We start from the raw sequence: 19,484 nt of genomic DNA on the forward strand, positions 1-19,484 counted from the left end.
GTGTGGGCTAGGACATTACTCATGGAACAGCCATTCGGACGCGTCGACGAGCGACTCGGGTGGAACTGCTAGACGGCGATCTGGCGCAGCACGTACTGCAGGATGCCACCGTTGCGGTAGTACTCGGCTTCACCCGGAGTGTCGATCCGCAGGACAGCCTCGAAGGTGATGGGCTCGCCGCCACCCTCGGGGGTCGCCGTGACGGTGACGGTCTTCGGGGTGGTGCCGTTGTTCAGCTCGGTCACGCCGGCCACCGCGAAGGTCTCGGTGCCGGTGAGGCCCAGCGTCTCGGCGTTCTGGCCCTGAGGGAACTGCAGGGGAAGCACGCCCATGCCGATGAGGTTGGAGCGGTGGATCCGCTCGTAGCTCTCGGTGATGACCGCACGGACGCCCAGGAGCGCGGTGCCCTTGGCAGCCCAGTCACGGGATGAACCCGAACCATATTCCTTGCCGGCTAGGATCACGAGCGGCGTGCCAGCGGCCTGGTAGTTCATCGCCGCATCGTAGACGGCAGCCTGTGGCGCGTCGGCCTGGCTGAAGTCGCGGGTGAAGCCGCCCTCGACGTCCTCGAGGAGCTGGTTGCGGATCCGGATGTTCGCGAACGTGCCACGGATCATCACTTCGTGGTTGCCACGGCGTGAGCCGAAGGAGTTGAAGTCCTTGCGCTCCACACCGTGCTCGAGCAGGTAGCGACCCGCTGGAGTATCGGACTTGAAGGAACCGGCCGGTGAGATGTGGTCGGTGGTGACCGAATCCCCCAGCTTCAGCAGAACGCGTGCACCCTCGATGTCGGTGACGGGTTCCGGTTCGGCCTTCATGCCCTCGAAGTATGGAGGCTTCCGGACGTAGGTGGATTCCGGATCCCACTCGAAGGTGTCGCCGGCCGGGGTGGGCAGGGACTGCCAGCGCTCGTCGCCATCGAAGATGGTTGAGTAGCTGGCCTTGAACATTTCCTTGTCGATCGACTCGTCGATGATCTGCTGCACCTCAATCGGGTTGGGCCAGATGTCCTTCAGGAAGACGTCGTTGCCGTCGTCGTCCTGGCCCAGTGGATCGGCAGCGAAATCGAAGTCCATGGTGCCGGCGAGGGCGTAAGCGACCACCAGCGGCGGGGAGGCCAGGTAGTTCATCTTCACGTCCGGGTTGATCCGGCCCTCGAAGTTGCGGTTACCGGAGAGGACCGCGGTGACCGCGAGATCGGCGTCGTGGATGGCCTGGGTGATCTCCTCATCGAGGGGACCCGAGTTGCCGATGCAGGTGGCGCAACCGTAGCCAACCACGTAGAAGCCGAGCTTCTCCAGGTACGGGATCAGTCCTGACTTCTCGTAGTAGTCGGTGACCACCTTCGAGCCGGGGGCGACCGAGGTCTTGACCCAGGCCTTGGAGGTCAGGCCCTTCTCGACGGCGTTGCGGGCCAGCACTGCTGCTGCCATCATCACTGACGGGTTGGACGTGTTGGTGCACGAGGTGATCGACGCGATGGTGACCGCCCCGTGGTCCAGGGTGAAGCTGCGGCCGTCGGCGGTAACGACGTCGATCGGGCTGGAGTCGCGGTCTGGTTCGGTCTTGGTGACCGTCTCGTGCGGGTGATCGTCGATCTTGGTGGCCGCACCGGTGGATGAGGGTGGGTCGGAGGCGGGGAAGGATTCCTCGAGGGCCTCGTCGACGGTCGCGCCCTCTTCCTCGACCGAGCGGTGCACGTAGTTTTCCAGGTCGCTGCGGAACTGCGGCTTGGCGTTGGTCAGCTCGACCCGGTCCTGGGGGCGCTTCGGGCCGGCGATCGAGGAGACCACCGTCGAAAGGTCCAGTTCCAGGTACTCGGAGAAGGCAATCTCCTTGCTGGGGTCGTGCCACATGCCCTGAGCCTTGGCGTAGGCCTCGACCAGTGCCAGGTTCTCATCCGAGCGGCCGGTCAGCCGCAGGTAGTCCATGGTGACTTCGTCGATCGGGAACATGGCAGCGGTGGAGCCGAACTCCGGGCTCATGTTGCCGATGGTGGCGCGGTTGGCCAGGGGCACAGCGCTGACGCCTTCGCCGTAGAACTCGACGAACTTGCCGACGACGCCGTGCTTGCGCAGCTTCTCGGTGATGGTGAGCACGACGTCGGTCGCGGTGGCGCCGGCGGGGATCTCACCGGTGAGCTTGAAGCCCACCACCCGAGGGATCAGCATGGAGACGGGCTGGCCCAGCATGGCAGCCTCGGCTTCGATGCCGCCGACGCCCCAGCCGAGGACGCCGAGCCCGTTGACCATGGTGGTGTGCGAGTCGGTGCCGACGCAGGTGTCGGGGTAGGCCTGCAGGGCGGTGGTGCCGTCGGTGGTGACCTCACGGGTCATCACCGTGCGGGCCAGGTACTCGAGGTTGACCTGGTGGACGATGCCCATGCCGGGCGGGACCACCAGGAAGTCATCGAACGCGGTCTGACCCCAGCGCAGGAACTGGTACCGCTCGCCATTGCGCTGGTACTCGATCTCGATGTTGCGCTCGAGTGCGTTGGCGTTGCCGGCGAAGTCGATCTGCACCGAGTGGTCAATGACCAGTTCGGCGGGCGCCAGCGGGTTGACGCGCTTGGGGTCTCCACCGAGTTCGACGACTGCCTCGCGCATGGTGGCGAGGTCGACGACGCAGGGCACACCGGTGAAGTCCTGCATGATCACGCGGGCCGGGGTGAACTGGATTTCGGTGTCGGGCTCAGCTTCGGGGTCCCAGTTGGCCAGGGCACGCACGTGGTCGGCGGTGATGTTGGCGCCGTCCTCGGTGCGGAGCAGGTTCTCCAGGAGCACCTTGAGACTGTAGGGAAGCTTCTCTGATCCCTCTACAGCGTCGAGGCGGAAGATCTGATACTCAGCTCCCGCTACCTCGAGTACGTCTTTGGAACCGAATGTGTCGACAGCAGTCATTGCTAGTATCCCTTCCAGGATTGGTTACGCCTTTGAACCCATCATATCCCGAAACGCAAGAATGCTGTATACAGTCGTACACACTCGCGTGGCGCCCCGGAAAAGTGGCGGCCCCGCAGGCTAGTGGTGGCCCCACCGCTGCGCTGCGGGTCGGCCACTTTTCTGGGCCGTCGGCCCGCCCAACCGGAACGTTCGCAGCGCGGCAGCGGGATTCTCACCCCGCGATAAGCCCCCTTCCGTATCGATGTGACGCCGGGCACACTTGCATGAGCACTCGTTCACCGCTGGGAGAGCGCCGGAAGTCCGTCGGAACCTGCCCGCGGACGTCATCGCCGAGGAGGACCATGAGAGCCGTTCGGGTACACCGCTACCAGGAAGACCCGCTGATCGACGACGTGCCGGAACCCACGGCAACCGGTCCGTGGGACGTCGTCGTCGAGATCGGCGCCGCGGGCCTGTGCCGCACCGACCTGCACGTCATCGAGGGGCAGTGGGACGCCATCCAGCACCCCAAGCTCCCCTACATTCTCGGGCACGAAAACGCGGGGTGGGTCCGCGAGGTGGGCTCCGCCGTCACCAACGTCCAGCCCGGCGACACCGTGATCATGCACCCCATCGTCACCTGCGGCCTGTGCCTTGCCTGCCGCGAGGGCCAGGACTCCCACTGCGAAAACTCCACCTTCCCCGGCCTGAACGTCGACGGCGGGATGGCCGAGATGATGAAGACCAACGCCCGCTCGGTCGTGAAACTCGACCCGTCGCTCAGGCCCGCCGACATCGCCGCCCTCGCCGACGCCGGCCTCACCGCCTATCACGCGGTCCGCAAAGCCGCGCCGCTGCTGCACCCCGGAACCCACGCCGTCGTGATCGGAAGCGGCGGGCTGGGCCACATCGGCATCCAGTCCCTGAAGGCGCTCACCTCGGCGCAGATCACCGTCGTCGACACGTCCGAGGAGGCGCTCGAGCTGGCGACGGCGCTCGGCGCCGACCACACCCTGTCCCAGGCGGGCGACGGCGGGAAGCTCCTCGAGATCACCGGCGGCGGCGCGCACGTGGTTTTCGACTTCGTCGGCGAGCACGGCACCGAAGCGCTCGGCCTGAACGTGCTGCGCAACCGGGGCAGCTACTACACGATCGGCTACGGCGGGGCAGTGAATATCGACACCATCGAGATCATTTCCCGGGAGATCAACATCGTGGGAAACCTCGTGGGCACCTACCTCGACCTCGTGGAACTCATGACCCTCACCGCACAGGGCCAGGTCACCCTGCACACCCAGACGTACGACCTCGAAGACGCTGTCCAGGCGATGCATGACCTGGACAGCGGCAAGCTGGTCGGCCGTGGCATCCTCGTCCCCAACCTCACCACCCAAGGGAGATAACAATGGCGTATCCCGCTAAGTATTCGACGCTCAATGAGCTTCAACTCACGCAGGAGGCCCGGCGGATCCTGGTCCGGATTATCCGGGTGGCGTTCCCGCACCCGAAGATCCCGGACGGGCCGTACGAGCGGATGGCCGACAAGATCATCACCGAGTCCAACGAATCCACCTGGTTCAGGGTGGCCCTGACCCAGGGGCTGCTGACCCTGAACCAGCAGGGCGGCGAGAACTTCCTCGACCTCTCCGACGACCGCGCCCTCGCCGTGCTGCAGCGCATCGCCGACCTCGACTTCTTCGGCTTCATTCGGCGGACCACCGTCCTGAACTTCTATGACGACCCCGAGGTCTGGGACGTCTTCGGCTACGAGGGCGAGTCATTCTCCAAGGGCGGCTACCTGCACCGCGGATTCGATGACCTGGACTGGCTTCCCAGCCCCCGGGTCGAGGAGGCGGACGAACCGCTCACCGAGATCGGGCCGCTCGGCTACGACATCGCGCAGCAGGCACCGCAGCGGGTCAGGGACGCCGCAGACAGCACCGGCGAGGAGCCCGTCGAGGACCTCTTCAAGGGCCAGGACAAAGTTGAAGAAGGACGGACCATATGAGCAACGAGACAGCTGAGCACTCTGACAGCGCACACTTCGGCCTGGACGACGACTCGGTGGTCGTCATCATCGGATCCGGCGCGGGCGGTGGCACCCTTGCCCACGAACTCACCGCGAAGGGCATCAAGGTGGTGGTCCTCGAAGCGGGCGGCCACATCAAACACGACGAGTACATTAACCACGAGTGGGAATCGTTCAACCAGATGGCCTGGCTGGACCCGCGGACGACGTCGGGCACCTGGCGGATTGCGCGCGACTTCCCCAACCTGCCCGCCTGGCTGGTGAAGGCGGTGGGCGGCACCACCACCCACTGGTCCGGCGCCACCCCGCGGTTCAAGGCCCACGAGTTCAAGACCCGCAGCGCCTACGGGCGGATCGACGGCGCCAACCTGCTGGACTGGCCCATCACCCTCGACGAGCTGGCACCGTATTACGACAAGGCCGAGCAGAAGATCGGCAGCACCCACCGCCACGGCCGGCCGGCGTTGCCCGCCAACAACAACTACAAGGTGCTCGCGGCCGGCGCCGAGCGGATCGGTTACCGGCATTACGCCACCGGCCCGTACGGTACCAACGCCGAACCCTACGACGGCCGGCCCGCCTCCATCCAGGACGGCTTCAACTTCCAGGGCGACAAGAACAAGTCCAAATGGTCCACTCTGGTGTCCGAAATCCCGAAGGCGCTGCGCACCGGGAAACTGGACCTCCGCCCCAACTGCCACGCCGTGCAAATCACCCACACCCCCGAAGGCACCGTGGACAGCGTCATGTACATCGACGACGCCGGGAACCTCCAACGCCAGCAGGCCCGCCTCGTGGCGGTGGCTGGAAACTCGATCGAGACGCCGCGCCTGCTGCTGCTCTCCGGGTCTCCCCTGTTCCCTGATGGGCTGGCCAATTCATCCGGCCAGCTGGGCCGCAACTACATGCGCCACACCACCGGCTCGGTGTACGCCAAGTTCGACAAACCGGTCCACATGTACCGCGGGGAAACGATGGCCGGTCTCGTGGCTGACGAGTCCCGGCACGACGTGGACCGCGGGTTCTCGGGTGGTTACTATCTGGAAACCATCGCGTTGGGCCCGGCGTTCCTGGCCAGCTTCGCGGACCCCGGAGCCTGGGGACCGAACTTCGCGTCACTGCTCGACGACTACGAGAACACGGCCGGGTTGTGGATTGTCGGCGAGGACATGCCGCAGGAAACCAACCGGGTCACGTTGAACACCAGTGTGACGGACCGGCTGGGACTGCCCGTGCCGAATGTGCATTTCGATGACCACCCCAACGACACAGCGATGCGCAATCACGGCTACCAGCAGGCGTCGCTGCTCTACGAGGCGGTGGGCGCGTTGTCCTCGCACCACACCCCGCCGTACCCGGCGACCCACAACATGGGGACCGCACGGATGAGCGAGCGTCCGGAAGACGGCGTCGTCAATCAGTGGGGTCAGACCCACGACGTGAAGAACCTGTTCGTGTCGGACGGTTCGCAGTTCACCACCGGCGCGGCAGCCAACCCGACCCTCACAATCGTGGCGCTGGCGATCCGGCAGGCGGAGTACATCGCGGAGCAGTTGGCGACGTCGGCCCTGTAAGGCTGCCGGCCCTGTAAAGCTGGCGGGTGGGGTCCCGGACCCCGGCACGGGACCCCACCCTCGGCACATCACACGAAGATCAGCACAAACCCCACCACCGCGGCCGCCGCGCCAATCCCGGTCAGGACCCAGCCCAGGATCCTTAGCGAGTCCGCCGGCGGGACCGGTTCGCTCAGGGAGTACTCGTCAGGGTCCCGCCGGTTGTAGTAGAGGATAAATTCGGTGCCCGGCACCAGCTCCTTGCCCTCCCTGAAAGAGAACAGGGTCTCCCGGATCTCGTAATCCTGGTCATGCCAGCGATAGCCGATGCCCTCCCCGGAGACGAAAACCACTGCGTCAGTGGCGGTCCAGCCGAGCTGGGAGGTACGGATAATCCAGGCGACCAGGATCAACAGAATCCCCGGCACCAGCCCCACCCACGTCAGCACCTCAGTGATGACACCCCACAACTGAGACTGGTTCTCCATAGCTTGATGCTATCGAGAATCTATTGACGCTGCGGTAACACTGAGGTGGCCCGGAGCGCACGGCCCACCTTGTCAGCCGTGTCACGCAGCAGCACGGCGATCTGCCCGGACCGCCGATCAAAGTCCGCGGCGTCGAGGGAAACCGCAACGGATCCCACGATCTGCCCGGCCGCGTTCCGCACCGGCGCACCCAGGCAGGATGACCCGATCATGAACTCTTCGCGCTCGACGGCGATGCCACCCGCGCTGACCTTCTCCAGTTCCCGCTCCAGGTCGTCGCGGGTCCTGATGGTATTGGACGTCATGGCGGGCAGCCCCTGCCTGGTCAGGAACGCCCGCCGCCGCGTGGGGTCCATCCCGGCGAGGAGGATCTTTCCGAAGGCGGTGGCGTGCGCGGCGTCGTTGAAGCCGAAGCCCATGGGGGTGATGCGTCGCCGGGTCGGGGAATCCACCACGTGGGCCACCACAATGTGATCACCGCGGTGCACCGCATAGTAGGCGGCGGCGTCGCCCCTCGAATGCAGTTCGAGTACCAGCCTGGCAACGGCCGACGGCGTTCCGATCTGGCGGTGCAGCGACGCATCCAGGGCATGCAGTTTATAGCCGAGGGCGTAGCGGCTCTCATCCTTCAAATGGACCAGATGCCGTGATTCCACCAGGGTTTTCAGGAGCCGGTACACACTGGGGAGCGGCATGTCCAAAGCTGCCGCAATTTCCTTGGCGGACAGTCCACGCTCGTCGGCGGCAACGACGTCGAGCAGCGCAAAGGCCTTCTGCACCGAAGCCATACCGGTAAGAGCATCGTTGCGTCCCATGCCCCCATCTTCGCCGGTCCGTCAAGCCAGGGGCAACCTACTCGACGGTCAGCTCACCCATGCGACCCCAACCGTCGGCGGCGATCTTCTCGCTGATGATCTGCGGCGTCTCCACGAGTGCCTGCGGCATGTCCTTCATCGCCTGCTGGAAGTGGGCGCTGTTGACGTGGTCCCCGGCGGCGTCGTCCTGGAACGCTTCGACCAGGACGAACTCGTTGGGGTTCTCGACGCTGCGCGACCAGTCGAACCACAGGTTCCCCGGCTCGTTGCGGGTGGATTCGGTGAACTGGCGGGTGAGGTCGAGCCACCGGTCGGTCCAGTCCGGTTTGACGTTGAATTTGACGACGATGAAGATCATTGCGGGCCTGCCTTTGGGTCGTGGGATGGGGCTCGTGTTTCCAGCAGTCTGCCGTTAATCACCGCAGCCTCCAACTTCGGTTCTCGCCTTGTGAGAATGCGTGGTGCCCGTCAGGCGTTGCACGCCTACGCTGGCAGTGGAACAACCCTCTATCGAAGGAGATTGAGATGAGTAGTCCGATGCAGGTCCGCACCATGATCAGCCCGGCCCGGTACGTCCAGGGCAAAGGCGCCATCCACCGGGTGGGCGAATTCCTCACGCCGCTGGGCAGCAAGCCGTTGATCGTAGCGGACGATCTGGTCTGGGGTTTCGTAGCGCACGACGTCGAAGCCTCCATGACTGCCGCCAACCTACCGACCACCCGGGTGGGGTTCGGCGGGGTCCCCAGCGCCAACGAGGTCAACCGGCTGACCGCCCTGATCTCCGAGCACCAGGCCGACGTGATCGTGGCAGTGGGCGGCGGCAGCACCATCGACGCGGTCAAAGCGTCGGGCTTCGCGGCGGGGATCCGCTGGGTCACCGTCCCCACCGTCGCCTCCACCGACGCACCCACCTCTGCCCTGTCGGTGATCTACACGGACGACGGCGTCTTCGAGGAGTACCGTTTCTTCCCCCGCAACCCGGACCTGGTGCTGGTGGACACGCAGCTAGTCGCCAACGCGCCGGCGTCGTTCCTCGCCGCAGGGGTGGGCGACGCCCTCGCCACCTGGTTGGAGGCCCGGGCCACCAGCCAGTCCTTCGCCAACACCATGGCCGGTGGCCTGCCCACCGTGACCGGCACCGCCCTGGCCCGGCTGTCCTGGGACGTGCTGTGGGAAAACGCGCTCCCGGCGCTCGACGCCGTCCGCGACAACGTGGTCACCCCCGCCCTGGAAAAGGTGGTGGAGGCCAACACGCTGCTGTCCGGGCTCGGATTCGAGTCCGGCGGGTTGGCCGCCGCCCACGCCATCCACAACGGGCTGACCGCCGCCAACCAGACCCACGGCCTGGCGCACGGGCAGAAAGTCAACATCGGGTCCCTCACCCAGTTGGTCCTCGAGGGTGCTCCCAGCGCCGACATCCGGGACTTCGTCGAATTCACCACCCGGGTGGGGTTGCCGAACACGCTGACCGAGATAGGCCTGTCCACCGACGATGACGAGGACCTGCGGCGGGTAGCCGAAGCGGCAACCGTGCCCGGTGAGACCATCCACAACATGCCCTTCCCCGTGGGGGTCGACGACCTCACCAGCGCCCTGAAATCGATTGAACGGCTGTCGGCTGGCATCCGTCGCCAGGCGGGACTGCCCGAACCGGTGCAGTACAAGGCGAAACACTGAGCACCCGGCCGGCGCCGCGGATGCTCGACGCCCTGCGCGCGGCAGTCGCCGACCCGGGGCAGGTCAAGACCCGTGCCATCGACCTGCACGCCAACGCCCACGACGCCTCGCACTTCCTGCTCATCCCCCAGGCGGTGGTGGTGCCCTCCGACGCTGCCGAGGTGGGGGCCTTGCTGCGGGCCAGCGCCGCGCAGGGCCTTCCGTTGACCCTCCGCTCGGGAGGCACCAGCCTCAGCGGGCAGGCTGTCACCGACAGCGTGTTGGTCGACGTGCGCAGGAACTTCCGGGAGATCGAGGTGCTCGACGACGGCGCCCGGGTGCGGGTCCAGCCGGGCGTCACTGTGAGGGCACTCAACGCCCGGCTGGCCCAGTATGGGCGGAAGTTCGGCCCGGACCCCGCCAGCGAAGCGGCGTGCACCATCGGCGGGGTGGTGGCTAACAACTCGTCGGGAATGAACTGCGGCACCACTGACAACGCCTATCGGACCCTCGAGTCGGTGACGGTGGTGTTGCCCAGCGGCACCGTCGTCGACACCGCGGCCGCCGACGCGAACCCCAGGTTACGGGCCCAGGAACCTGACCTTTTTGACGGGTTGCTGCGCTTATCCGCACGGCTGCGGGACAACCCCGCGTCCGTGCGGACGGTGCGCCACCAGTTCTCCATGAAGAACACCATGGGGTACGGGCTGAACTCCCTGCTCGACTTCAACACCCCCGCCGACATGCTGGCCCACCTGATTGTGGGCAGCGAGGGCACCCTGGGCTTCATCGCCGAGGCGGTGTTCCGCACCATTCCCCGCCCGGCGTTCGCGGCGACGGGCCTGCTGGTGTTCCCGGACCTGGAAACCGCGACTGCAGCCCTGCCCGCCCTGGTCGATTCGGGAGCGGCGACCGCTGAGCTGATGGACGCCGTCTCCCTGAAGGTGGGTCAGACCCTGACGGGGGCTCCCGACGTCGTCCGCGGCCTCAACATTCTGCAGCACTGCGCGCTGCTGGTGGAGTATTCGGCGTCGTCGGCGGCTGAACTCGACGATCTGCAGGGCGACCAGTCGCGGCTGCTCGCAGGTCTCGGGCTGAGCGAACCTGCCCGTTTCAGCTCCGACCCGGCGGCCCGGGCGAGCCTGTGGCAACTCCGCAAGGGCCTCTATGCGTCGGTGTCGGGGGCCAGACCGCCGGGCACCACTGCCCTGCTGGAGGATGTGGTGGTCCCCGTCCCTGCGCTGGCGCGCACCTGCACCGAACTGACCAGGCTGTTCGGCGAGCACCGTTACAGCGACAGCGTGATTTTCGGGCATGCCAAGGACGGCAACATCCATTTCATGCTTACCGACCGGTTCGCTGCCCCCGACGAGCTGGAGCGGTACCGGGCATTTACCGAGGACATGGTGGATCTGGTGCTGGGCGAGAACGGGTCGCTGAAGGCCGAGCATGGCACCGGCCGCATGATGTCGCCGTACGTCCGCCGGCAGTACGGCGCTGAGCTGTACTCGATCATGCGTGAACTCAAGCAGTTGTTCGACCCGGCCGGCATGCTCAACCCGGGAATCATCCTCGACGACGACCCGGAGGCCCACCTCCGCCACATCAAGACCGCGCCACCGGTGGCCCCCGAGGTGGACCGCTGCGTCTCCTGCGGCTTCTGCGAACCAGTCTGCCCCAGCAAGGACATCACCCTCACCCCACGCCAGCGCATCGTGACCCTGCGCGCCATCGAGCAGGCACGGCTCGACGGCGACCCCGGCTTGGCGGCGCGGCTCGAGGACGATTACGACTACGAGTCGGTCCAGACCTGCGCCGTCGACGGCATGTGCCAGACCGCGTGCCCGGTGGAAATCAACACGGGGTCGCTGGTCAAACGGCTGCGCCGCGACGGTGCCGGACGAGCCGCGAACCTGGCGTGGGACGGGGCGGCGCACCGGTGGAACCTGGTCACGCGCGGCGGCGGGCTGGTGCTCGACGCCGCAGCGAAGGTTCCCGACGCCGTCGTCGTCCCGGCGAACCGGCTGGCCCGGGCGGTGCTGGGGCACGACACGGTGCCCCTGTATTCCGCCGAGTTGCCGTCGGGCGGGGCCCGGCGGGCGCCGCCCGCCCCCACCACAGCACCCGACGCCGTGTACTTTCCGGCTTGCGTCGGGACGATGTTCGGGCCGGCCGGGACCGGTTCGGGAGTACAGACGAGTTTCGCGTTGCTCTGCGAGCGCGCGGGGCTTTCACTGCTGGTACCGGCTGGGATTGACGGGCTGTGCTGCGGGACGCCGTGGTCGTCGAAGGGCATGGCCGCGGGTGAGGCGACGATGCGGGCGAAGACTGTCGCAGCGTTGCGGGAGGCCACGCACGACGGCGAGCTCCCGATCGTCTGCGACGCCTCCTCCTGCACGGAGGGGCTCAACGGCGCGCTTGGACAGGCCTCTCGTGAACTGGAGGCGTCCGGCAGGCCACCGCTGGTAGTGCTGGATGCAGTGCAGTTTGTGGCCGACCGGGTGCTGCCCCTGCTGGGTGCCGTCGAACCGCTCGAGTCGCTGGCACTGCATCCCACCTGTTCCTCGACGCGGCTGGGCCTGAACCCGGCCCTGGAGGCGGTGGCCGGCGTCGTCGCGAGTGAAGTGCTGGTCCCTGAAACGTGGGGGTGCTGCGCCTTCGCCGGTGACCGCGGGATGCTTCACCCCGAGCTCACCGCGTCCGCCACGAGCCGGCAAGCCGTCGATGTTGCCGGCTTCAACGCCTCGGCCCACGCCTCGTGCAACCGCACCTGCGAACTGGGAATGACCCGGGCCACCGGGGAGGACTATCGCCATATCCTTGAACTACTAGAGGAAAGAACGAGGATCCCCCCATGCGACTGATCGCCCCGAATTGCTACCAGCTCGAAAATTCGAAGGGTGCAAACGGGTATCTGGTCAGCGCCAACGGGTCCACAGCGATCATCGACCCGGGCATGCCGGGCGGGTATGCCCGGTTGCTCGACGAGCTGCAGGACGCGGAGCCGGTCATTGGCCCGGTCACTGACATTCTGCTGACTCACTACGACGCCGATCACACCCGGGTGGCGAAACGCCTGCAGCAGACCCTGGGGGTGCCGGTCTGGCTCGGCGCCGAGGACGCGGCGATCCTGCGCGGCGACGTGCCGCCACCAACCCGTTTCAGGCGCTTCCTGGCCAGGGTGTTCCCCACCGACTATCCGGCGCGGGTGACCGAACTGACCGGCGAGCAGAGCATCTTCGACGGCCTCGTGGCCTTCCCGACGCCGGGCCACACCCCCGGGCACATGGCGTTCCAGTTCGGTGAGGTGCTCTTCTCGGGCGACGCGGTGTCCGTCTCCACACACGGTGAGCTCAGGCAGTTCTACCGGCTCACGATCAGCGACGCGGCACAGGCCCGGCAGACCGAGGAACTCCTCAGGGCCAGGATCGCTGGCGGCTCGGTGCGGTGGGTCTGCGCCGGCCACAACGCCCCGGCGAAAACCCGGACCCGCTAGCTGTCCTTGGCCGGCCCATCCTGGGGTGAGGCCTTGGGAGAGGCCTTGGGTGAGGCCTTGGCTGGTGCGGCGTCCGCTGCGGGTTCGTCGGGAGTCCTCAGGTCGTCGAGGGCCTTCAGGGCTTTTTCCCAGCGTTTCTGCCGTTCGGCGGGTGACTGCTCCCACCAGGGGGTGCCGCGCTCACCGAGGCCCTCCTTGGCGAGCTGCACGCGGCGTCGCGCGTCCTTCACCTTGGGTTCCTGTTTGGCCTTGCGGTATTTGTTGACTGCCGAGCGGCCTCGGCCCAGTTGGGACAGCAGCTGCTTCTCGACGTCGTCGGGCAGCGTCGGATCGGCGCGGCGCCATTTCCTGCCTTCATGCAGGAAGAACCGGTCGTCGTCGGGCGTCTGGGGTGTGCTGGTCATGCCCGCCTATCGGTGAAGTGGTGTGGTATCAACTTACTAGCTGCTGGGGACCGGCGGGCCGATGACGAGCAGGGCGGCGAAGACCACGGCGATGCCTGCCACTGACACCACGGCGGCGATCAGCGGTTTGCGCAGCACCCAGGCCTGCAGCTGTTCGATTGGGCCGCGCGGGGTGTCAGCTCCGGGAGCGAGCCGCCAGCCGCCGTCGAGCTTCCCGCGGCGTTCCATGGTCTGGTCGAACACGACCGACGCGAGCGGCACCACTGCGGAGAGCAGTCCGAGCAGCCCCACCTTGGGTGACCAGCGCTGGTTCACCCAGACGAAGATGGTGACCACCACGAACATGAGGAACACGAAGCCGTGGATCCCGCCCGCTGGCGAGATGAGCGCCTCGGTTGTCTGGGTGACGTATTTGAGGAACATCGCCAGGAGCAGGAAGGCCCAGGTCAGCGCCTCGGCAACGGCGACGGTGCGGAACAGGATGCGGGGGCTCATCGGTTTCTCCAAAGGGGTCGGTCCTTCCAAATTACCGCAGCCCGGCCCGCCGGACCTCACCGGGCTGGCGTTGGACATGTCACACCCGACCGGGCCGCCCGCCAAACTGTCAGGGGGAAATGGTTAGCTGAGAGCGTCCTGATACCGTGAACAGCTCCAAGGTTGCAGCCGCTGGGAGGCACAGTGTTTCTTCTCGACCCGACGGTCCCCGGTGCATTGCCGGACCTGGTTTTTTCGGCCACCGATCTGGTGACTGCCGCCGAATGCGAGTACCGGCTGCTCTCCGTCCTCGACGAGAAGCTGGGCCGCTCCACCAAACCGGAGTTCGACGTCGACGCCATGCTGGAGCGCACCGCCGTCCTGGGTGACGTTCATGAACGCAAGGTCCTTGACGCCCTGATGGCCGAGCACGGACCGTGGAATCCGGCTGCCGGGACTGGCGTGTACGACGTCGTACCCGCTGCGGGCATGGAACGTGCCCTGCTGGAAACCAAGCACCGGGAATCGATAGCCGCACTCCGGTCGGGCGCCGACGTCGTCTTTCAGGCCGCGTTTTTCGACGGCCAGTTCCATGGCAGATCCGATTTCCTGGTGAAAACCGCCGAAGGCTCCTATGCAGTGTGGGACACCAAACTGGCCCGCCACGCGAAGGTGAGCGCTCTCCTGCAGTTGGCGGCCTACGGCGACCAGCTGCTCGCGGCGGGCATCCCCACGGCACCCGAGGTCACCCTGGTCCTGGGCAACGGCGCCCATAGCGTCCACAGCCTGTTGGACATCCTGCCCGTGTTTCGCGAGCGTCGCGACCGGTTCCTGCGCCTGATCGACACCCACCGCAGCCAGCCCGAGCCGGTGCTGTGGGACAGCCCCACGCATTCTTCCTGCGGCCGCTGCAACTACTGCCAGCTGAAAGTCGCCGAGACCCGGGACCTGCTGCTGGTGGGCGGGATGAGCACCACCCGTCGGGCGAAGCTGCACGAGATCAACATCAGGACCATTGACCAGCTCGCTGCCATGGAGGTTCCCGCGACGGACAAGAGCCTGCTCCGGCTCCGTGACCAGGCCCGCATGCAGACCGGTACCGCCCACCCTGATGGCAGCGTCGAGTACACCGGCAAGGACGGCGTGCCCACCACACTGAGCTACCGGGTACTTCCCGATCACACGCTGGCCACGCTCCCGGCGCCGAGCCAGGGCGACATCTTCTTTGATTTTGAGGGCGACCCCCTGTGGCAGGACAGCGCCGGACGGTGGGGGTTGGAGTACCTGTTCGGCGTCGTCGAGAACCCGGACCGTGCCGGCGACCCTCCGCCGTTCCTGCCGCTGTGGGCCCACTCGCGCGTCGAGGAACGTCATGCCTTCACCGACTTCCTGGAATACGTTGCGCAGCGCCGCGCCCTGTACCCCGACCTGCACATCTACCATTACGCCTCCTATGAGAAGACGGCGCTGCGCAACCTGTCGCTCGCCCATGTGGTGGGCGAGGACGCCGTGGACACCCTGCTCCGGGAGGGCGTTCTGGTGGACCTCTACGAGACGGTGCGCCACAGCCTGCGCATTTCGGAGCACTCCTACAGCATCAAGAAGCTTGAGCCCCTCTACATGGGCGAGCACCTGCGCAGCGGGGACGTGACCGACGCCGGAGCATCAGTGGTTGCCTATGCCGACTATTGCACGGCACGGGATTCCGGGAACGACGCCCTGGCCGCCGAGATCCTGGCCGGCATCCGCGACTACAACGAGTACGACTGCCTGTCGACCCTGCGCCTGCGTAACTGGCTACTGGACCGTGCCGCGGAGCGGGGCATCGCCGCTCCCCCCGCTCCGCGGGCTGACCTGCCGGGCGAGTTGGCGGAGCCCAGCCCTGAGGAAACCCGGCTCCTGGACTATCTGGAGGGCTTACCGACCACCCGCGCGCTCACCGACGACGAGCAGGCGGTGGCGATGGTCGCCGCCGCGGTGGGCTATCACCGCCGCGAAGACAAGCAGTTCTGGTGGGAGCACTTTGACCGGCTGGACAGGGCTGTCGAGGACTGGGCGGACACCCGGAACGTTTTCGTGGTGCAGCGGGCCGAGGTGCTCGCCGACTGGGAAAAGCCCACCCCCCGCAGCAACCCGGTCCGCACCCTCCGGTTGTCCGGAGTAGCCGCCGAGGGGTCGGACTTCGAGCCGGGTAAGTCCCTGTTCCGCATGTATGACCAGCCGTTGCCTGACGATCTGGCAGCCGAGGATGCTGGGACCTCGCTCAGGGCTGGCTGGTTTGGCACCGAAGTGATCCGCCGGGACCACGACGGGGTCAGGGATGTGCTGGAGGTCCGTGAAAAGCTCAGGAAAAACGGCGCCGAATACGGTCAGGTCCCCGTCGCGTTGACCCCCGATCAGCCCATCGCCACGAAAACCATCCGCGCCGCCCTGTCCGAGCTGGCCCACCAGGTGGGCTCTGCCCTGCCCGGCCTTCCCCCCAGCCCCGGGCTGGAAGTGCTGCGTCGGGCCAGCCCCACGCTGTCTGGTCTGCGGGCCCTGCCGGTGGTGGTCGACGGCGACTACGTCACCGCCATCACCGAAGCCGTGACCGCCCTGGACAACTCCTACCTGGCGGTGCAGGGCCCCCCGGGCACCGGAAAGACCCATGTCGGCTCCCACGTCATCGCGGCCCTCGTGGCGCGCGGTTGGAAGGTGGGTGTGGTGGGGCAGTCCCACAAGGTGGTGGAGCACCTGATCCGGCGGGCCCTGGCCGCGGGCGTCCCGGCCGAGCGCACCGCGAAGAAGACCAAGGATCCCCACGCACCCTGGTCGCATGCCACCGACGACGGCGTTGCAACGCTCCTGGGTTCTCCGGGCGGGGCGCTGGTCGGCGGCACCGCCTGGACCATGACGGGAAGCAAGGTTCCGCCTGGCTCACTGGATCTGCTGGTCATCGACGAAGCCGGGCAATACTCGCTGGCCAATACGCTGGCCGTTTCCCGTGCCGCCTCGCGGCTGTTGTTGCTCGGCGATCCGCAGCAGCTCCCGCAGGTCACCCAGGGCACCCACCCCGAACCGGTGGACACGTCGGCGCTGGGCTGGCTTTCGGCAGGCCACGCCACGCTCTCGCCCGAGCTGGGCTACTTCCTGGCCGACAGTTGGCGGCTGCACCCCGACCTCTGTGCAGCGGTATCCCAGCTGTCGTACGACGGGAAACTCGAGTCGGCACCGGCGGCTACCCAACGATTCCTCGACGGACCTCCAGCAGGGGTGGAATGCATCGCAGTGGCGCACACCGGGAGAACTACTTCAGCACCCGAGGAGGCCGGCGAGGTAGTCCTTCAGGTCCACCGTCACCTGGGCCTGTCGTGGACCGGCGGGGCGGCTGAGCTGCCGCGCCCCCTGGAGCCGGAAGACATCCTGGTGGTGGCTGCGTATAACGCGCAGGTCCAGCTGATCCAGGACCACCTTGCGGCAGCTGGTCTGAGCGATGTCAGGGTGGGAACCGTCGACAGGTTCCAGGGTCAGGAAGCCCCGGTGGTCCTCGTCTCGATGGCCTGCTCCGCCGCAGCCGAGGCGCCGCGAGGGATCGGCTTCTTGCTGAACCGCAACCGGATCAACGTTGCAGTATCGCGGGGGCAATGGCGGGCAGTCGTGATCCGCTCCCCCGAACTCACCCACCATTTACCGTCCCGGCCAGAACAGCTTGAGGATTTGGGGGCGTTTATTGGTTTGTGCACCGCGCGGACGGGTGTCCTGCTGTAGTGGCCCTTAGCCGGGCGCTGCCTTAGCCGGGCGGCGGTGAACTGATGGTCAGGACCGCTACGGCGCCCTCCCCTGCTGCGGTGTAGGAGTGGTGATCGTCGCTGCGCCACGAATGAAACTCACCGGCCGTGATCGTGAGCTCCTCGGCGGCGCGGCCCACCCTCGCACTGCCGCGGACCACCAGCAGGTGTTCGACGACGCCCGGGCCGTGCGGGGGTGACACCCGCGAACCGTCCGGCGCAATGGTGAGCCAGTACACCTCGGTGATGCCGCCGTCGTCGTGATGGCGGCTGCCCATCAGCCGAGCGCTGACCGCTTCGTCGCTGGCCTCCGCACCTGGTTCCTCGCCGAGGAGCACCGCGAGCGGCACGTGCAATGGCGCGGCCAGTGCATACAGCGTTTCGAGCGTGGGGTTGCGTTGGCCGGTCTCCAGCTCGGATAGCGTTCCCTTGCCGATCCCGGCCTGCGCCGCCAAACCCGTCAGGGAGAGGCCCTGCTCTGAACGTAGCGTCCTGATGGTCCGTCCCACTGCGGTCAGCCGATCGGGGGTGGATCTAGTGGTCATTGAAGGCCTCCTCCGGCTAGGATAACAGCGTTCCGTATACAGAACTGATGTTTTCGGGACCTCTTCGACCAGCCGCACAGATTGCGAGACCACACCGTGCCGCCCACCGCAACACACCCGACCCTCCGGGAACCAGTGCTCGCCGGAGTGGTGACCGCACTGGTTGGTTTCACCTCGTCATTCGCGGTGGTACTGGCCGGCTTGCGGGCGGCTGGCGCCACCGAGCAGCAGGCTGCGTCGGGGCTCCTTGCGTTGACTGTCATCTTCGGCGCCGGAATGATCCTGCTCTCCACTGTCTACCGGCTTCCGATCACCCTGGCCTGGTCCACCCCCGGCGCGGCGCTGCTGGCTGGTGCGGCCTCATACGACGGCGGGTGGCCCGCCGCCGTCGGCGCGTTTATTGTCACGGGCGCGCTGATCGTTGCCACCGGCGCGATCCCTGCCCTGGGCCGGTTGATCGGCCGCATTCCGACCGCTCTGGCGCAGGCAATGCTCGCTGGGGTGCTACTCCCGCTGTGCCTCGCGCCGTTTCAGGCGTTGGGGAGTATTCCCCTCCTGGTGCTGCCCTTGATCCTGATCTGGCTGGCGGGAACACGGTTCGCCCCACGGTGGGCGGTACCCCTGACCCTGCTGGGCGCCCTGCTGGTGATCGCCGGTTATCTGGTGATCAACCGGATCACCCTCGACTGGGCTGCCGCAGCACCGACGGTTGAGCTCACCACCCCCGAATTCAGCGTGCAGGCGATGGCCAGCATCGCTTTGCCGCTGTACATCGTGACGATGGCTTCACAGAATGTGCCCGGAGTGGCGGTTCTTGCTTCGTTTGGGTACCGGACACCGTGGCGTCCGTCGATGTTCGTCACCGGTCTCGGCACCGCGGCGGCAGCGCCCTTCGGCGGTCATGCCATGAATCTCGCGGCACTGTCGGCGGCACTGTCCGCTGGCGAGACGGCCGGGCACGATCGCAGCCGCCGGTGGATCGCGGCCGTTAGCGCGGGCTGTTGCTATCTGGTGCTGGCCAGCGTGTCAGCGGCGCTGGTAACTGTGGTCGCCGCAGCACCTCCCGGCCTGATCGAGACGGTGGCCGGGCTGGCGTTGATGGGGACCATGGCGACGGCGCTGGCTGCTGCACTGGCAGAGGTTGGCCAGCGGATGAGCGCCGTCGTGACTTTTCTCGTCGCCGCGTCGGGGCTGACCCTGGCAGGGGTTGGCGGCGCCTTCTGGGCCCTGATCGCCGGCCTGCTGGTCCGCTGGGTGCTGGAGCGCCGGTCAATCGATCAGCCGCGCCCATAGCCCGACCCCCGGATCGGGTGCACCCCACCCACCTCTGGATCGGGGTTTTGTCCTTTAACGCAAAATAGGGCGGGAATTGCTT

Annotated in this window: 15 protein-coding genes; 8 read left to right on the forward strand and 7 right to left on the reverse strand. The window is 66.8% G+C overall.

Annotation, left to right across the window (positions count from 1 at the left end; translation table 11 throughout):
- Positions 1-68: 68 nt before the first annotated feature.
- Complete coding sequence (locus ACX80Z_RS06105) at positions 69-2,900, reverse strand: aconitate hydratase (protein WP_459315272.1); 2,832 nt, start codon at positions 2,898-2,900, stop codon at positions 69-71.
- A 344-nt stretch (positions 2,901-3,244) separates the two neighbouring features.
- On the opposite strand from ACX80Z_RS06105, the gene ACX80Z_RS06110 reads away from it, so the two are divergent.
- From ACX80Z_RS06110 to ACX80Z_RS06120, 3 genes are read left to right on the forward strand one after another with little or no spacing between them, the layout of a single operon-like run.
- The gene (locus ACX80Z_RS06110) at positions 3,245-4,285 is read left to right on the forward strand and encodes an NAD(P)-dependent alcohol dehydrogenase (RefSeq protein ID WP_459315273.1); all 1,041 of its coding nucleotides are present in this window, start codon (positions 3,245-3,247) and stop codon (positions 4,283-4,285) included.
- Positions 4,286-4,287: 2 nt separating this feature from the next.
- Positions 4,288-4,890 carry a gluconate 2-dehydrogenase subunit 3 family protein gene (locus ACX80Z_RS06115; RefSeq protein WP_459315274.1) on the forward strand — a complete coding sequence of 201 codons (603 nt, stop codon included), beginning with the start codon at positions 4,288-4,290 and terminating at the stop codon, positions 4,888-4,890.
- Positions 4,887-6,485 (forward strand): GMC family oxidoreductase, encoded by a 1,599-nt coding sequence (locus ACX80Z_RS06120; protein ID WP_459315275.1) that lies wholly within the window; start codon positions 4,887-4,889, stop codon positions 6,483-6,485. Before ACX80Z_RS06115 ends, ACX80Z_RS06120 begins: the two co-directional genes overlap by 4 nt.
- A 68-nt stretch (positions 6,486-6,553) precedes the next feature.
- On the opposite strand, the gene ACX80Z_RS06125 is transcribed toward ACX80Z_RS06120, so the two are convergent.
- The 3 genes from ACX80Z_RS06125 to ACX80Z_RS06135 are packed head-to-tail and all read right to left on the reverse strand — an operon-like array spanning position 6,554 to position 8,125.
- A complete protein-coding gene (locus ACX80Z_RS06125) occupies positions 6,554-6,952 on the reverse strand; it encodes a hypothetical protein (RefSeq protein ID WP_459304646.1) in 399 nt (132 codons plus the stop codon).
- Positions 6,953-6,972: 20 nt separating this feature from the next.
- Positions 6,973-7,767 (reverse strand): IclR family transcriptional regulator, encoded by a 795-nt coding sequence (locus tag ACX80Z_RS06130; protein WP_019483894.1) that lies wholly within the window; start codon positions 7,765-7,767, stop codon positions 6,973-6,975.
- Between the two features lie 37 nt (positions 7,768-7,804).
- Positions 7,805-8,125 (reverse strand): putative quinol monooxygenase, encoded by a 321-nt coding sequence (locus ACX80Z_RS06135; RefSeq protein ID WP_019483893.1) that lies wholly within the window; start codon positions 8,123-8,125, stop codon positions 7,805-7,807.
- Positions 8,126-8,292: 167 nt separating this feature from the next.
- Here ACX80Z_RS06135 and ACX80Z_RS06140 point away from each other — a divergent pair, with 167 nt between their 5' ends.
- Genes ACX80Z_RS06140 through ACX80Z_RS06150 form a run of 3 tightly spaced genes read left to right on the forward strand, consistent with a single transcriptional unit; the run spans position 8,293 to position 12,919 of the window.
- Complete coding sequence (locus ACX80Z_RS06140) at positions 8,293-9,444, forward strand: glycerol dehydrogenase (protein WP_026041211.1); 1,152 nt, start codon at positions 8,293-8,295, stop codon at positions 9,442-9,444.
- 20 nt (positions 9,445-9,464) lie between these two features.
- Positions 9,465-12,287 (forward strand): FAD-binding and (Fe-S)-binding domain-containing protein, encoded by a 2,823-nt coding sequence (locus tag ACX80Z_RS06145; RefSeq protein WP_459315276.1) that lies wholly within the window; start codon positions 9,465-9,467, stop codon positions 12,285-12,287.
- On the forward strand, positions 12,278-12,919 hold the full coding sequence (locus ACX80Z_RS06150; RefSeq protein WP_459315277.1) for an MBL fold metallo-hydrolase: 642 nt from the start codon (positions 12,278-12,280) through the stop codon (positions 12,917-12,919). The genes ACX80Z_RS06145 and ACX80Z_RS06150 overlap by 10 nt, the downstream gene beginning before the upstream one ends.
- Here ACX80Z_RS06150 and ACX80Z_RS06155 read toward each other — a convergent pair.
- Complete coding sequence (locus tag ACX80Z_RS06155) at positions 12,916-13,323, reverse strand: 2-polyprenylphenol hydroxylase (protein WP_459315278.1); 408 nt, start codon at positions 13,321-13,323, stop codon at positions 12,916-12,918. The genes ACX80Z_RS06150 and ACX80Z_RS06155 overlap by 4 nt on opposite strands.
- Positions 13,324-13,359: 36 nt before the next feature.
- Positions 13,360-13,818 carry a DUF3817 domain-containing protein gene (locus tag ACX80Z_RS06160; protein ID WP_116778164.1) on the reverse strand — a complete coding sequence of 153 codons (459 nt, stop codon included), beginning with the start codon at positions 13,816-13,818 and terminating at the stop codon, positions 13,360-13,362.
- 183 nt (positions 13,819-14,001) lie between these two features.
- On the opposite strand from ACX80Z_RS06160, the gene ACX80Z_RS06165 reads away from it, so the two are divergent.
- Positions 14,002-17,544, forward strand: a complete 3,543-nt coding sequence (locus ACX80Z_RS06165) for a TM0106 family RecB-like putative nuclease (protein ID WP_459315279.1) — start codon at positions 14,002-14,004, stop codon at positions 17,542-17,544.
- A 22-nt stretch (positions 17,545-17,566) separates the two neighbouring features.
- Here the strand turns inward: ACX80Z_RS06165 and ACX80Z_RS06170 are convergent, their stop codons facing one another.
- Positions 17,567-18,109: a helix-turn-helix domain-containing protein gene (locus tag ACX80Z_RS06170; protein ID WP_459315280.1), complete on the reverse strand. Its 543-nt coding sequence runs from the start codon at positions 18,107-18,109 to the stop codon at positions 17,567-17,569.
- A gap of 96 nt (positions 18,110-18,205) precedes the next feature.
- Here ACX80Z_RS06170 and ACX80Z_RS06175 point away from each other — a divergent pair, with 96 nt between their 5' ends.
- Positions 18,206-19,402 (forward strand): benzoate/H(+) symporter BenE family transporter, encoded by a 1,197-nt coding sequence (locus ACX80Z_RS06175; RefSeq protein ID WP_459315281.1) that lies wholly within the window; start codon positions 18,206-18,208, stop codon positions 19,400-19,402.
- Positions 19,403-19,484 lie beyond the last annotated feature (82 nt).

Source organism: Arthrobacter sp. TMT4-20, assembly GCF_054510775.1.

Excerpts from the sequence above, each read along its gene's own strand:
- ACX80Z_RS06105 (WP_459315272.1), bottom strand. The coding sequence starts at position 2,900 with ATGACTGCTGTCGACACATTCGGTTCCAAAGACGTACTCGAGGTAGCG.
- ACX80Z_RS06110 (WP_459315273.1), top strand. The coding sequence starts at position 3,245 with ATGAGAGCCGTTCGGGTACACCGCTACCAGGAAGACCCGCTGATCGAC.
- ACX80Z_RS06115 (WP_459315274.1), top strand. The coding sequence starts at position 4,288 with ATGGCGTATCCCGCTAAGTATTCGACGCTCAATGAGCTTCAACTCACG.
- ACX80Z_RS06120 (WP_459315275.1), top strand. The coding sequence starts at position 4,887 with ATGAGCAACGAGACAGCTGAGCACTCTGACAGCGCACACTTCGGCCTG.
- ACX80Z_RS06125 (WP_459304646.1), bottom strand. The coding sequence starts at position 6,952 with ATGGAGAACCAGTCTCAGTTGTGGGGTGTCATCACTGAGGTGCTGACG.
- ACX80Z_RS06130 (WP_019483894.1), bottom strand. The coding sequence starts at position 7,767 with ATGGGACGCAACGATGCTCTTACCGGTATGGCTTCGGTGCAGAAGGCC.
- ACX80Z_RS06135 (WP_019483893.1), bottom strand. The coding sequence starts at position 8,125 with ATGATCTTCATCGTCGTCAAATTCAACGTCAAACCGGACTGGACCGAC.
- ACX80Z_RS06140 (WP_026041211.1), top strand. The coding sequence starts at position 8,293 with ATGAGTAGTCCGATGCAGGTCCGCACCATGATCAGCCCGGCCCGGTAC.
- ACX80Z_RS06145 (WP_459315276.1), top strand. The coding sequence starts at position 9,465 with ATGCTCGACGCCCTGCGCGCGGCAGTCGCCGACCCGGGGCAGGTCAAG.
- ACX80Z_RS06150 (WP_459315277.1), top strand. The coding sequence starts at position 12,278 with ATGCGACTGATCGCCCCGAATTGCTACCAGCTCGAAAATTCGAAGGGT.
- ACX80Z_RS06155 (WP_459315278.1), bottom strand. The coding sequence starts at position 13,323 with ATGACCAGCACACCCCAGACGCCCGACGACGACCGGTTCTTCCTGCAT.
- ACX80Z_RS06160 (WP_116778164.1), bottom strand. The coding sequence starts at position 13,818 with ATGAGCCCCCGCATCCTGTTCCGCACCGTCGCCGTTGCCGAGGCGCTG.
- ACX80Z_RS06170 (WP_459315280.1), bottom strand. The coding sequence starts at position 18,109 with ATGACCACTAGATCCACCCCCGATCGGCTGACCGCAGTGGGACGGACC.